The organism is Streptomyces sp. NPDC058872 (assembly GCF_042743065.1).
Lineage (GTDB): Bacteria > Actinomycetota > Actinomycetes > Streptomycetales > Streptomycetaceae > Streptomyces.
Genome location: NZ_JBHYMK010000017.1, coordinates 108,255 through 121,803, shown reverse-complemented (window position 1 = coordinate 121,803; position 13,549 = coordinate 108,255). Strand labels below are relative to the sequence as shown.

13 protein-coding genes and 1 riboswitch are annotated in these 13,549 nt (G+C 72.0%); of the genes, 11 read left to right on the top strand and 2 right to left on the bottom strand.

The window, feature by feature from the left end; all coding sequences use genetic code 11:
• The first annotated feature begins 63 nt into the window (after positions 1 to 63).
• From ACFW22_RS13810 to ACFW22_RS13775, 8 genes are all read left to right on the top strand, one after another.
• On the top strand, positions 64 to 591 hold the full coding sequence (locus ACFW22_RS13810; protein ID WP_386402773.1) for a DUF3995 domain-containing protein: 528 nt from the start codon (positions 64 to 66) through the stop codon (positions 589 to 591).
• Between the two features lie 95 nt (positions 592 to 686).
• A complete protein-coding gene (locus tag ACFW22_RS13805) occupies positions 687 to 1,109 on the top strand; it encodes a phosphotransferase (protein WP_386402770.1) in 423 nt (140 codons plus the stop codon).
• 101 nt (positions 1,110 to 1,210) lie between these two features.
• Positions 1,211 to 2,425, top strand: a complete 1,215-nt coding sequence (locus ACFW22_RS13800; protein ID WP_386402768.1) for a protein-L-isoaspartate O-methyltransferase — start codon at positions 1,211 to 1,213, stop codon at positions 2,423 to 2,425.
• A gap of 124 nt (positions 2,426 to 2,549) precedes the next feature.
• A riboswitch (cobalamin riboswitch) is annotated at positions 2,550 to 2,771 on the top strand.
• A gap of 164 nt (positions 2,772 to 2,935) precedes the next feature.
• A complete protein-coding gene (gene metE / locus ACFW22_RS13795; RefSeq protein WP_386402765.1) occupies positions 2,936 to 5,260 on the top strand; it encodes a 5-methyltetrahydropteroyltriglutamate--homocysteine S-methyltransferase in 2,325 nt (774 codons plus the stop codon).
• Between the two features lie 178 nt (positions 5,261 to 5,438).
• Positions 5,439 to 6,116, top strand: a complete 678-nt coding sequence (locus ACFW22_RS13790) for a DUF5701 family protein (RefSeq protein WP_386402761.1) — start codon at positions 5,439 to 5,441, stop codon at positions 6,114 to 6,116.
• A 919-nt stretch (positions 6,117 to 7,035) separates the two neighbouring features.
• Positions 7,036 to 8,130 carry a chemotaxis protein gene (locus tag ACFW22_RS13785; RefSeq protein ID WP_386402758.1) on the top strand — a complete coding sequence of 365 codons (1,095 nt, stop codon included), beginning with the start codon at positions 7,036 to 7,038 and terminating at the stop codon, positions 8,128 to 8,130.
• An 81-nt stretch (positions 8,131 to 8,211) separates the two neighbouring features.
• Positions 8,212 to 8,853, top strand: a complete 642-nt coding sequence (locus ACFW22_RS13780; protein WP_386402755.1) for a hypothetical protein — start codon at positions 8,212 to 8,214, stop codon at positions 8,851 to 8,853.
• 24 nt (positions 8,854 to 8,877) lie between these two features.
• Positions 8,878 to 9,378 carry a DUF1269 domain-containing protein gene (locus ACFW22_RS13775; RefSeq protein WP_386402752.1) on the top strand — a complete coding sequence of 167 codons (501 nt, stop codon included), beginning with the start codon at positions 8,878 to 8,880 and terminating at the stop codon, positions 9,376 to 9,378.
• Positions 9,379 to 9,546: 168 nt separating this feature from the next.
• Here the strand turns inward: ACFW22_RS13775 and ACFW22_RS13770 are convergent, their stop codons facing one another.
• A complete protein-coding gene (locus ACFW22_RS13770; protein ID WP_386402749.1) occupies positions 9,547 to 9,891 on the bottom strand; it encodes a hypothetical protein in 345 nt (114 codons plus the stop codon).
• A gap of 316 nt (positions 9,892 to 10,207) precedes the next feature.
• Here ACFW22_RS13770 and htpX point away from each other — a divergent pair, with 316 nt between their 5' ends.
• The gene (gene htpX, locus ACFW22_RS13765; RefSeq protein WP_386402746.1) at positions 10,208 to 11,125 is read left to right on the top strand and encodes a zinc metalloprotease HtpX; all 918 of its coding nucleotides are present in this window, start codon (positions 10,208 to 10,210) and stop codon (positions 11,123 to 11,125) included.
• A 5-nt stretch (positions 11,126 to 11,130) separates the two neighbouring features.
• Positions 11,131 to 11,856 carry a hypothetical protein gene (locus ACFW22_RS13760; RefSeq protein WP_386402834.1) on the top strand — a complete coding sequence of 242 codons (726 nt, stop codon included), beginning with the start codon at positions 11,131 to 11,133 and terminating at the stop codon, positions 11,854 to 11,856.
• Between the two features lie 119 nt (positions 11,857 to 11,975).
• On the opposite strand, the gene ACFW22_RS13755 is transcribed toward ACFW22_RS13760, so the two are convergent.
• Positions 11,976 to 12,821, bottom strand: coding sequence for an SDR family oxidoreductase (locus tag ACFW22_RS13755; protein ID WP_386402743.1), 846 nt, complete (start codon positions 12,819 to 12,821; stop codon positions 11,976 to 11,978).
• Positions 12,822 to 12,949: 128 nt separating this feature from the next.
• Here ACFW22_RS13755 and ACFW22_RS13750 point away from each other — a divergent pair, with 128 nt between their 5' ends.
• Entirely contained in the window at positions 12,950 to 13,525 is a 576-nt protein-coding gene (locus ACFW22_RS13750; RefSeq protein WP_386402740.1) for a TetR/AcrR family transcriptional regulator, read from the top strand.
• Positions 13,526 to 13,549: the final 24 nt, after the last annotated feature.

Here is a 13,549-nt window from a genome sequence, read left to right as displayed (position 1 = left end):
AGTACTGTACGGAACTGTCCCGAGCACCGGTGGCAGACCTGTGGAGTGGGGAAGGGCGGCAGCATGAAGGCCATGGAATGGCTGCTCGGTTCGGCGGGCGGGAGTACGGGAAGCGGCACAGGGGCCGGCGTGGGCGAGGACGCCCGCGCCGCAGCCGGCTTCGCGGCGGCCGGCCTGGCGGCGGCGAGCGCTTTGCACGTGGTGTGGACCGTCTCGACCTGGCCGCTGGCCACCCGTGCCGAGTTCGCGGCCGTCGTGGTCGGCGTCGAGGAGAGCCGGCTGCCCTCGGCCCAGGGGACGCTGGTGGTCGCCGGACTGCTCGGCGCGGGCGCGTGGCTCGTGGTCACGGCCGCCCGGCCGACGCACCGCCTCGCTCCCTCACGACTGGTACGGACGGGCCTGTGGACGCTCTCCGGCGTGCTCACCGCCCGCGGAGCGGGCGGCCTGCTGGTCTCCGGCTTCGACCTGAGGGACGTCCCCGCCGAGTTCCGGCACTGGGACCTCGCGCTCTACTCGCCGCTGTGCCTCACACTGGGCGGACTGACGGGCTATCTGGCGGTCCGCACCCGACCCGGACGACGCTCCAGGTGAGTGAGTCCGGTGTCCGCGCTGGTCGCGACCGCGGCGAAGGACACCCGTCGACCGGCGCCTGACGACCAACCCGGACGCTCTTCCGACAGCGCTGGATGCCGTTTCCCCAGCCCGGTGAGGGTACGACCGCTGTGCCGCCGGTCGAGGAGGGCACGGCCTTCGCGTGGGTCACCGCAGCAACATCGGTGGACGTTGCCGAACCCTCGTCGTCGTGCCAGAGCTCGGGGCGATGGGCACAGCCCTTCCACCAGCGCGGTGCTGCACTGACGTCGCCTGGTTGCAGGCAGTTCCGCATGTGGGGGCCGCTGGCGATCGCGCAGCGGTGGGCGGTCGACACGGCCCGCGAGAAGCTGGCGCGGGTGCCGGAAGTCGAACGGCTCTTGGGCGGGGTCCCCCGCACGATGGTGTCGCAACTGGTCCACGGCGACCTGTCCGGCCCCAACATGTTGCTGCGGGGCGAAGGGGTGGCCGCGCTCGTCGACTTCCACCCGCCGGTCCGTCGGGGAGCCCTCTGGTAGGTGGGCCGCCTCGCACCTCCGGACGGCCACAGCCCTGACCGCCGTGCCTGCTCCTGCTCCTGCTCCTGCTCCTGCTCCTGCTCCCACGAAGGACTGCCCGCATGCCCCGTGATCTCCAGGCCACCGATCCGAGCAGCCTGCGCACCGCCATGGTCGACCGTCTCGCCTCCACAGGTGTCCTGACCGACTCGCTGCTGCGCGATGCCCTGCTCCACGTGCACCGCGAAGTCCTGTTGCCGCACGCCTATGTGCGGGTCAGCGGCCCGGGTGCCGATCCGATCGATTGGCGCCTCCTCGACGGCTCCCACCCCGAGGACCGTCAGGAGTGGCTCGAACTGATTCACAGCGACGAGTCGATCCTGCTCCAGCGCGACGGCGAACCCCTCGACGCGCTCGGCCGCGGGCCGGTGACCGGCGGCCACATGACGTCCATGTCGACCTACGCCCCCGCCACCGTCGAAACCCTCCAGACCCTCCAGCTCGCTCCTGGCCGGCGCTACCTGGAGCTCGGGCCCGGTCCCGGCGTCTCCCTCGCGCTCGCCGCCACCGTCACCGGCCCGGGACTCGCCACCGGAGTGGAACGGGACGCGCACATGGCGGCCTTCGCCCAGCGAAACCTCGACCGGCTCGGCGTCGGTGCGACGGTGTTCGAAGGCGACGCGCTCGACGGGCAGGAAGGCCGGGCGCCGTACGACCTGATCCACTCCGGCATCGGCGTCCCGTGCGTCCCGCCCGCGTGGGTGGAGCAACTCGCGGCCGGTGGGCGTCTGCTGACCACGCTGGTGACCCGGACGCCGAGCTGGCCCGGGCAGCTCCTCGTCACCCGCTCCGGTCGGGGCCGAATCGAAACGGTCCTTCAGGGGCGGGCGCGGGGTTACCGGCCGATGCTGGGCTACCGGTCGTTGGGTTCCCTGGACCACCGCGCGCGGATCAAGGCCAACCCCGGCACGGCGCGACCCACCCGGTTCGTCCCGCCGCCGGACGAGGCCCACGGCTACTGGCTCGCCGTCGCGCACTGCGCGCCGGGCCTGGTGCGGGACTTCCAGGCCGACACGATGACGATCGTCGCCCCCGAGGACGGCTCCTGGGCCGTGGCCGGTCCTGATGACGGCATCGTCCGCGTCCACGGGCCGCGCGACGTCTGGGCCGAACTCGAAGACGTACATGCCCGTTGGGAGCGGGCGGGACTTCCTGAGACGTACCGGGTCGCCCTCTCCGAGGACACCGGGATCCAGCACGTCGTCTCAGGCCCCGGGCCGAAGGCACTGAGCTGGACACTTCCGCCCCTGGCCCTCGTGCCGCCGCAGACGTCATGACCGCGCCACCGGGGCGCCACCGCGCGGCCGTACGCGTACCGCAGGACGTCATCGACTGCGGAGCCGCCTCGTTTTTTACGTCTGCATGTTGGATAAACCTCGCCGCTGAGCGATCGGACGTCCTAGGCTGGTCCTCGCAGCTGGTTCGCCCCGTCCGCCAGGCGGGAGCGTCGCAAGAGGGAACCCGGTGGGAATCCGGGACTGCCCCGCAGCGGTGAGCGGGAACGACCGCCGTCATACGCACTGGGTCCGGACAACGGTCCTGGGAAGCGACGGCCAGTAGGTGTCCTCCGCCAGGAGGACGTGCCCGCGAGTCCGAAGACCTGCCCGTTGCCCACGCACGGTCGTATGCCGTGCGCGGACATCCCGGTGACCTCGTGGGCGGGTCGGCGTACACAGCGAGCGGCACATCCGGCGTTTCCGGTCCGGTGCTCCGCACCTCCTGTGGCTCCTTCGCGTCCGCCTCCCGTCTCCGGGATGTTGTGGACACATCTCGCGAAGGAGAGTTCCGTGACAGCCCAGTCCGTAGCCACGGCAGCACGAGCCACCGTGTACGGCTACCCCCGCCAGGGTCAGAACCGCGAGCTGAAGAAGGCCGTCGAGGGCTATTGGAAGGGCGGTGTCACCGCCGATGCCCTCCGGGAGACGGCGGCCGGCCTCCGCCGTTCCCGCTGGCAGGAGTTGGTCGACGCCGGCATCCACGAGGTGCCGACGGGAGACTTCTCCTCCTACGACCACGTTCTGGACACCAGCATCATGGTCGGTGCCGTGCCCGCACGCCACCGCGCCGCCGTCGAGGCGGATGCGCTCGACGGGTACTTCGCGATGGCCCGCGGCACCCAGGACGTGGCCCCGCTGGAGATGACCAAGTGGTTCGACACCAACTACCACTACTTGGTGCCCGAACTCGGCCCGGACACCGTCTTCGCCGCCGACTCGACCAAGCAGGTCGCCGAGCTGAGGGAAGCCCTCGCCCTCGGCCACACTCCCCGGCCGGTCCTGGTCGGCCCCCTCACCTATCTGCTGCTCGCCAAGCCGGCCCCGGGCGTCGTGACCGACTTCGAGCCCCTGACCCTTCTCGACCGGCTGCTGCCGGTCTACGCCGAAGTCCTCGCCGATCTGCGCGCGGCCGGCGCCGAATGGGTCCAGCTGGACGAACCCGCCCTGGTACAGGACCGCACACCGGCCGAGCTGAATGCCGCCGCCCGCGCCTACCGTGAACTGGGCGGTGCCACCGACCGGCCCAAGCTGCTCGTCGCCTCGTACTTCGACCGGCTGGGCGATGCCCTCAAGCTGCTCGCCGCCGCCCCGGTGGAGGGCCTCGCCCTGGACTTCACCGAATCCGCCGCCGTGAACCTGGAGGACCTTGCCGCGATCGGCGGGCTGCCCGGCAAACGCCTGGTCGCAGGCGTCGTGAACGGCCGCAACGTCTGGATCAACGACCACCAGAAGTCCCTGGCCACCCTGGGCACCCTCCTCGGGTTGGCCGACCGGGTCGACGTCGCCGCGTCCTGCTCCCTGGTGCACGTCCCCCTGGACGCAACCGCGGAGCGCGACATCGCACCCCAGATCCGACGCTGGCTGGCCTTCGCCCGTCAGAAGAGCACCGAAGTCGCCACCCTCGCCCGCGGCCTCGCCCAAGGCACCGGTGCGATCGCCGCCGAACTGGCCGCCAACCGCGCCGACCTCGCCTCACGAGCCGGCTCCGTCCTCACCCGCGACCCCGCGGTCCGTGCCCGTACCAAGGCCATCACCGACGCGGACGGTCGGCGCTCCCAGCCGTACGCCGAGCGCTCCGCGGCCCAACGCGCCCATCTGGAGCTGCCGTTGCTGCCGACCACGACCATCGGCTCGTTCCCGCAGACCGGCGGGCTCCGTGCGAGCCGTGCCGACCTCCGGGCCGGCCGGATCGACACCGCCGGATACGAAGGCCGCATCGAGGACGAGATCCGCGAGGTCATCTCCTTCCAGGAGAAGACCGGCGTCGACGTCCTGGTGCACGGCGAGCCCGAACGCAACGACATGGTGCAGTACTTCGCCGAGCAGCTGACCGGCTACATCGCCACCCAGCACGGCTGGGTCCAGTCCTACGGCACCCGGTACGTCCGCCCTCCCGTCCTCGCCGGTGACGTCTCCCGTCCCGAACCGATGACGGTGCGCTGGACCACATACGCCCAGTCTCAGACCTCCAGGCCGGTCAAGGGCATGCTGACCGGTCCGGTCACGATGCTCGCGTGGTCCTTCGTGCGGGACGACCAGCCGCTGGGCGACACCGCCCGGCAAGTGGCGCTGGCCCTGCGCGACGAGGTGAACGACCTGGAGGCGGCCGGGACCTCGGTCGTCCAGGTCGACGAGCCGGCGCTCCGCGAGACCCTGCCGCTCCGGGCCGCCGACCACCCCGCCTACCTGGCCTGGGCGACCGAGTCCTTCCGACTGACCACCAGCGGCGTACGACCGGACACCCAGATCCACACGCACATGTGCTACGCGGAGTTCGGCGACATCGTCCGGGCCATCGACGAGCTCGACGCCGACGTCATCAGCCTGGAGGCGGCCCGTTCCCACATGCAGGTGGCCGACGAACTGGCCGAGCACGGCTACCCGCGCGAGGCCGGTCCGGGGGTCTGGGACATCCACTCCCCGCGCGTCCCGGGCGTCGACGAGATCGCCGTGCTCCTGCGCAAGGGCCTGGCCGCCATCCCGGCCGAGCGCCTGTGGGTCAACCCGGACTGCGGGCTCAAGACCCGCGGCTGGCCGGAGACCCGCACCTCCCTGGAAAACCTCGTCGCCGCAGCCCGCACGGTCAGGGCGGAGTTGACGGTCCACAACGATTGACGCCCGAGGTCCGGGCCGAACGCACCGTCGTCCGGCCCGGACGCCCTCGGAGTACGAAGCCTTCGGGGCGCACGCCGCTTCAGACGACCGTGCGCGTCCGACACCGATCACGGGAACGATCCGGCGACGCCCCGCGTTGCCCCGGGGCTTGCCGCGAACAGCGACCCGAAGGACTCACGTGCCCGAAGCAACGTCCGACACCAGCCCCGGGACCACCGCCCTCGCACCGCTCCCGCCGCTCACCGCCCAGGCCGAACGCCTGATCGAGCTGGGCGTGCACGAACTCGCCGGGATCTCCGCCGCCGCGTTGCGTGCCTTCGCCGAGGGCGCCCACGGGGACACGGGCGACGCCCTGCTCGCCGTCGACCCGAATCGTGTCCCCGCCTCTGCCCTGGCGCCCCTGCCCGACCGTGACGGCAAGCCCGGCTTCGTCGTCGTCGACATGCTCGACGTCGACGAGTTCGCGCCCACCGACAGCGCCAAGGTGCCCGACGGGCCGCTCTACCTCGTCACCGGCATCGACCGCGGCGACCACATGGCCAACTGGAGTCCCGAAGAGGCGCTGCCCGCGCTCACCGAGGCGGGCCGCACCCCCCTGCTCCTGACCGAAGGAATCCACTGGGTGCTCCAGCAGCCCGCGGCGCTGGAGCGCAACCACTGCTTCATGACCATCGGGGCCCGACTGCGCAAACCGAACGGCACCTTCGACGCCCGCACCCCCGCCATCTGGATCAGCAACGGCACGGGGCGGGACGGCCGCGAACGCCGCAACGCCCCCAAGATCGGCTGGTGCTGGTGGGGCAACCGGCACACCTGGCTGGGCTTCGGCTCGGCAACCGGCCGGACGACGACCTAGCAGCGGGTAGGCGCGTTCTCCACGGGCGCGTCCGGCCCCACCGGACGCGCCCGCTCCCATGCTTCGGACGGAGGCACGGTGGTCGCCTGCCGAGCAGGGCGTGCTGACCGTCGCTTCGTCGCTGCCGTCCCGTGCCGCCCCTGGTGTCCTCGACGTCGTACGGACTGCGGTCCATGGCATCGGCGCCCGGTGGCGCGGGCCGCTTCGACGGGAGCCACGCCCTCCCCGACGTTCGTGCGGGTGCGGTCCTCGGGGTGAGCGGGTCCGTGACGTGCTGCCGCCCGGACCGACCGGGCCGCGGGGCACGGACCGGTGCAGGCACGGGCCCGTGGCCCGGAGAGGACGGGCCGGGCACGGGCGGGGCTTCTCGGATCGAGTCGCGCCTTCCCGAATATCGGGTCAAGCTCGTCTATGTGTCCCCTTTCATAGGCAATCACCCCGTACCGCGATCGTCAGGAAGGGCGCCGCACCGAGGAGGCGGAAGTGGGCGGGTCCGTCACCATCGGACACGACGGTGCCCGGCTGACGGACGGAACCCTCCAGGGCGGTGCGGGAACTCCGAGGCAGCCACACCGTGCACCTCGACGGCCGGGTGGTCGTGAGGGGCGACGCCGGACGGGCCCACGGTCGACCCCGACGACCGCACCGCGGACCCCAGCGCGCTGAAGCCCGGATCCACCACGGTCACGGCCGCGGCGACTGAGGTCACCGACGACAAGTCGACGGCAGCGGCGCGACCGCACGGCGACACCGGTCTCAAGGCCTCCCCTCCGCAGCGAGGAGCAGAACGAAGCAACCGAACGGCTCGCCGGGCCGCACCCGTGCGGCCCGACCGCACCGCACCACGCACCGCCCCCACGGGCGTCCCGCCCCCGTCCCCCACCGGCCATGGCCGCCCTCACCACCAGGAAGGCACCCGATGGATCCCCTGCTCACCCCGGACCAGCTCGCCGAACTGCGCCGTCCCCGGCCCTATCCCGCCCTCTCGTTGCTGATGCCGACCCACCGCCGCGAGCCGGAGAACGCGCAGGACCCCGTGCGTCTGCGCAACCTCGTGGCCCGGGCGGAGAGGGCATTGGAGAACGACCCCGACGTGTCGCGCGAACAGCGCGCCGAGATCGTCGACCGGCTGGGACGAGCCGTCGGCGAGGTCGATCTGGCCCATGCGCAAGACGGCCTGGTGATCTTCGCGGCCCGGGGCGAGCACCACGTGTGGTCGCTCGCCCGCTCCGTGCCCGAGCGGGTCGTGCTCGCCGACACCTTCCTCACCCGCAACCTCGTGGCGGCGCACGCGGCCGAGCACCCGTACTGGGCGCTCGCGGTGGCTGCCGACCGGGTCTCGCTGTGGGACGGCACCCCTGAGCGGACCACCGAGCACTCCGGGGACGGGTTCCCGCTCACACGGAGCCTTGAAGATCCGGACGCGGAACGCGAGCAACGCATCGGAGACCTGCCCAGCACCTTCCAGGACGAGGCCACCCGCCGGTTCTTGCGCGAGGCGCACGACAAGCTGCGGACCGTCCTCGCCCGCGCGCCCCGCCCGCTGTACGTGATCGGCTCGACCGCCGCACTCGCGCTCCTGGAGGAGCTCGGCCCACTGGGCCCGGGCACGGTGACCATCCCGCACGGTGGACTCGCCGACGGGCCGGCCGGCGCGATCTCCGAGGCCGTGGAGCCGGTTCGCACCGCGCGCGAGGCGGCCTCGACGGCCACGATCACCGCCGAGCTGGAGGCGGCACGGGGCCGGAGGGAGTTCGCGGGCGGACTCGACGAGGTGTGGCAGGCCGTGCAGGAGGGACGCGTACGCTTGCTGGCCGTCGAGGAGCACTACCGGACGGTGGTGCGGGAGGAGGGAGGCCATCTGGAGCCCTCCGCGACCGACCAGCCCGGAGCGCGGGACGACATGGTCGACGAGATCGTCGAGCAGGCCTTGGAGAAGGGGGCCGAGATCCTCTTCGTACCCGACGACGCACTGGCCGCACAAGGACACATCGCCGGAGTGCTGCGGTACTGACCGCCGTCCGAAGGGGCCGGTCCCGAGACGACCGGCCCCCACGGGACCGTCCGTGACGCCCCCTACCGAAAAGGCGCGACCGTGAATCCCTCACCCGAGCGGCTCGGCCGCCCGGTCCGCTCCCGGGCCGTGCGCGCAGCGGCTTCCCTCGTCCTCATCGGCTTCGGCACGGTGGTCGTCGTCGCCTGCGGATCCGACGGCGACGACACGAGCGGACCGAGTTTCAGCGAGCGCCCGACCGTCCCCGTCACCGACTCCTTCAGCGGAATACCTCCCTCCGCACTCGCCTCTTCCGCCTCCGCGGCCATCGAGTCGGCCCGGGCGTCCGCCTCGTCGGCCGCGGCCTCCGCGTCCGCCAGGGAAGCGTCGCGCAAGGCGTCGATCGGTGCCGAGGTCGAACGCTCGCGCCGTGCGGCCGAGGAGGCGCTGCAGGACGTGCAGGGCCGGGGGAACGCCCTGGACGAGGTGGCCCTGACCGGCAAGCCCCGAACGGATGCCGGCGGAATCGCGACCGCAATCGTCACCATCACCAACAAGACGCAGAACACCGCCTCGTACGCCGTCCAGGTCGACTTCGTCGATGCGGCGGGCAAGGTCGTCGAAACACAGTTCGTCGGTGAGGAGGGCCTCGCTCCCGGCCAGCGCAGACAGCCCTTGGTCATCAGCCGACAGCCGCCGGAGCCCGTCCTCACGGCGCGACTGGCCAAGGCGCAGCGGTACTGACAGTCCTTCCGCAAGGAGATCCGCATGTCCGAACTCATCGTCCTCGGCTACGAGGACCGCTCCGCCGCCGACAAGGCGTTCGCCGAGGTGCAGCGGCTCAGCAAGGACCACGTGGTCGAGCTGTCCGGACTCGCCGTCGTGTCGGTCGACGAGGACGGCAAGACCCATGTGGACACACCGGCCAAGACCGAGGGCATCGCCCTGTCCGCGACCGCCGGTGCCCTGTGGGGCATGGTCCTCGGCATCCTCGTCCTCACCCCGGGGATCGGCGTCGTGGGTGCGGCCGTCGGAGGTCTGATCGGCAAGCTCCAGCAAGTGGGCGTCAACAGCAAGTTCCGCGAGAAGGTCCAGGAGCTGCTCCGGCCCGGCTCGTCCGCGGTCGTGATCATGGCCACCAAGGTCACGGAGGACCGGTTCGCCGCCGCGATGGGGCCCTTCGGCGGAGAACTGCTCAAGACCTCCCTCTCCGAGCAGGGGGAGCGGGAGATCGCGGAACAGCTGGCCGGTCCCGGAGCCGCCGCCTGACCCGACGGCCGGCTCGTTGACGAGGGGGCCGGTGCCGGCTCCCCTTGGAACCCGACCGGGACCCGGTCGCTCGGTGCGCGTCGGAACACGACCGGTGCGGACCGGCGGAAGGCGCCCACGATGAGGAGGCACCGCGCCGGACCCCGCCCCGCCGCCGTCTTCATCCGGTCAGCCGGGAGGCTCCCGCCGGGCTGCCCGGACCCAACCCTCGTCGAGGTGCACCGTCCAGGCTCCTCCCACTGGCCGGTGCAGTTCGACCAGGGTCGCAACGTCTGCGATGGCCGCCGGGGCGTCGGACAGCAGCAACGGCGAGCCCGGGAGGCCGTTGCGGATGGAGGTCGGCAGCTCGCCGTTGCAGCTGAAGGCGTGGAGCGGCGGAGGCTCCGCCCCGAACCATGCGGGGCGGTTCTCCTCCGCCCACGCAGCTGCGGCGTCGACACGATCCACAGGCGCCAGCAGGTGCTCGGGAGCGGAGCCGTCACTGAACTGCACGAGGAAGCCCTCAGCGTCCACGGCCCACCCACCCCATGCGCATCCAGGTCGGGGATGCCGCAGGATCGCCGTCATTCCCCCACCGCATCCGGGACGCGCGCCGGGTGAAGATCCACGGGGAACGGACCGGAGGGCAGCGCGGTCGCGGGGATCCCGTGGTGCTCCGTACGGGCGAGCCGTGGCGGTCGTGCGGTCCCGGGCGAGGACGCCGCCGAAGGGTCGGGGAAACCGAACCTCCGTTCCGGTGCGCGGGGGAGCACACTGGCAGGAGGGGGCGGAAGGTCTGTCCCGCCCGGGGTTCGACCGGTCCCGCCCGCTCGCGGAAGAGGGTGCCCGAATGCCCAGAGCTCGGTCCTCGGCCCGCTCGCGCTACGCCCCCGACCGGGGGCTCGCGACGCGCATGGCGACGACGATGTTCCTGATCGGCCTGCTGTACGTGGTCTTCGTCGGCGTCCTACTGGTGCTGCTGCGCGGGGCCTGGCCGATCGTCCTGCTCCTCACCGGCGTGCTCTTCGTCGGGCAGTTCTGGTTCAGCGACCGGATCGCCGCGCTGGGCATGGGGGCGCGCGAGGTGACCCGCGAGCAGGCGCCCGAGCTGCACGGCACCGTGGACCGGATCTGTGCCCTGGCCGACATGCCGAAGCCGAAGGTGGCGATCGCCGAGAGCGACGTGCCGAACGCGTTCGCCACCGGCCGCGGCGAGAAGACCGCGCTGGTCTGCGTCACGACCGGCCTGCTGCGACGCCTGGAGCCGGAGGAACTGGAGGGGGTGTTGGCGCACGAGATGTCGCACGTGGCGCACCGGGACGTCGCGGTGATGACCATCGCGTCCTTCCTCGGCGTCCTCGCGGGCATGATGACGCGGGTCGCGCTCTACAGCGGTCTCGGTCGCAGCCGGGACAGCACCCTGGGCCTCGCCGTGATCCTCGTCCCCGTGATCAGCGCGGCCGTCTACGTCGTCAGTTTCCTGTTGACCCGAGTGCTGTCCCGCTACCGCGAGCTGGCTGCCGACCGTGCCGCCGCGCTCCTCACGGGCCGCCCGTCGGCACTCGCTTCGGCGCTCACCAAGGTCAGCGGGGAGATGGCCCGGATCCCGACGAAGGACCTGCGCAAGGCGGAGCCGTACAACGCCTTCTGGTTCACGCCCGCCTTCTCCTCCAAGGAGAGCCTGAGCCGGCTGCTCTCCACCCACCCGCCCCTGGAGCAGCGCCTCGAACAGCTCACGCGGATCTCGGCGCAGCTCGGTGGGGCGTGACGGCGGTGGGACTGCTCGACAGCATCCTCGGGCGCAGTCGGCAGGTACGGCCCGATCTGGATCGCCTCTTCGGTCTGCCGGCCGCGGCGCTCACCCTGCGGGCGGGCACGGGCTTCGTTCCGACGGGCGCCGGGTCGGTGTGCTTCGCCGCGGTGGAGGGCGGGGCCTTCGTGCGCCTGAAGGGAGAGGTGCGGGATCTCCTCGACGTCGAGGTGCTGGCCGGATCCGATGGGGACGCGGGTCACGACGAGGACGGGAGCGGCGAGCCGGGAGCGCACCCCGTGACGTACTCCTCGGACGCGTACGGCTACACCTGGCTGACCGTACGACGTCCTGCCGAGGACCTGATCACGCTGGTCAACGATCTGCACGCGGTCAACACGCTCCTTGAGGAAGCCGGTTTCGGCCCCAATCTGCTCTGCTCCCTGACCGCATTCCGCGCCCCGGCGTCCGGGGCGCGGGGCCCGGAGGTGGAGGGGGACCGCACGGACGGCCCGGGAGCCGATGGGCACCGGGCGCGCGACCTCGCGCTCGTGTACCTCTACAAGCGCGGCACCTTCTACCCCTTCGCCCCGCGCACCGATCGCGCCGAGAGCCGAGACAACGTCCTCGAACTCCAGGTCAGGGGCCTGCTCACCGATGACCTCGCGATGGAGCCGGACATGGAGCGGTGGTTCCCGGTCTGGGGTGCGCCGGGGCTCGGCGGGGTGGAGGACGCGCCGCGACCTTGAGCGCCGTTCGACCGGGCCCCACCGGTCGAACGGCGATGGCGTGGGGGCGCATCGCCACCGATGGCGGGGCGGTGGTAGGGGGGGAGGCAACCGGTCTTCCCCGGCCACCGCGGGGCCGTTCAGCGGAGCCAGGAGCGGGTGAGCGCCCGGACCTCGGAACCGTCGAGGTCGGTCAGCGTGGTGCCGACGAACTCCCGGGCCCATGCGGAGGTCTGTACGCGGAACGGGGGCCGGTCCCCGGTCAGCGCCTCGACGATCGGGGCTGCGGCCTCGAACGGGGTCTGGGCGTTGCCGAAGGACTTCTGGGTGCGGGCGACGTACGCCTGGAGCGCCGGGGCGTACGGTCCGGCCGCGGCGAGCAGGGCCGGGACGTCCAGGCCGACGTTGGCGACGAACTCGCTGGCCACCGCGCCCGGCTCGACCACGACGACGTCGACGCCGACGGTGTCGGCAACGGGATCGAGTGACTGCATGAAGCCCTCGACCGCGAACTTCGCCGCACAGTAGGCCTCGTTGAAGGGCTGACCGACCGCGCCGCCCACGCTGGTGACGGTGATCACCCGCCCCCGGGACGCCCGCAGGTGCGGCAGCGCGGCGCGGGTGGTGGCGACCACTCCGAAGAAGTTGACCTCCATGGTGGCGCGCACGTCGTCGAGGCCCATTTGCTCGATGGTGCCGACCTGTGCGGCACCGGCGTTGTTGACCAGTGCATCGAGGCGTCCGTGCTCGGCGATCACCTCGTCCAGGCAGGTGGCGATGGACTCGCCGTCGACGACGTCCAGGCGCTTGACCTGGATCCGGTCGGTGACGGCGTGCTCGGCTGCCGCTTCGAGCAGGGCCGCGGCCTTTCCGGTGTCGCGCATGGTGGCGACGACGGTCCAGCCGGCCCGGGCGGCGACCACGGCAGTGGCCAGTCCGATTCCGGAAGAGGTGCCGGTGATCAGAACGGTCTTCTTGCTGGTCATCAAGGGGTCTCCTTGCCTGTCGAACGGAGCGCCGGCCCATAACCGGGGAACTCCCCGTTTAATCGGGAGGCTAACCGGGGAGCTCCCCGTTTGTCTAGATAGACTGGACCCCGACGAAGGGAGCAGCCTTGACCACCCAGCCGAGCGTCTTGCGCGCCGATGCCCGCCGCAACCGGGAGCGCATCCTCGAAGCAGCCGTACGCGCCTTCACCGAGAGGGGCGCGGACGTTCCGATCGACACCATCGCCAAGGCCGCCGGCGTCGGCTCGGCCACGCTCTACCGCCACTTCCCCACGCGCGGGGCGCTGGTCGAGGCCGCCTACCGCAACGAGCTGGCCCGGGTCTGCGACAGCGCCGCCGAACTGCTGGCCGACCTCCCCCCTGATCGGGCCCTGCGCCTGTGGATGGACCGGTTCATCGACTACCTGGCCGCCAAGCAGGGCATGGCGGACGCCCTGAGGGCCGCCGTCGCGTCCGGCGCGGACCCCTTCGCCGAGACCCTCGACCGGCTCGGCGCGGCGATCGACTCGCTTCTCCGGGCAGGAGCCGAGGCCGGCCTCCTGCGCTCGGACGTCGACCCCTTCGACGTGGGCCTCGGCCTCGCCGGTGTCGCCCTGATCACCAGCTCTCCGGCCCAGCGGGACCGGTCCGGCCACCTCCTCGACCTGCTCCTCGACGGACTGCGCCACGGGGCGTCCGGATAGCGCCCGAACTGGTGGTTTCGATCG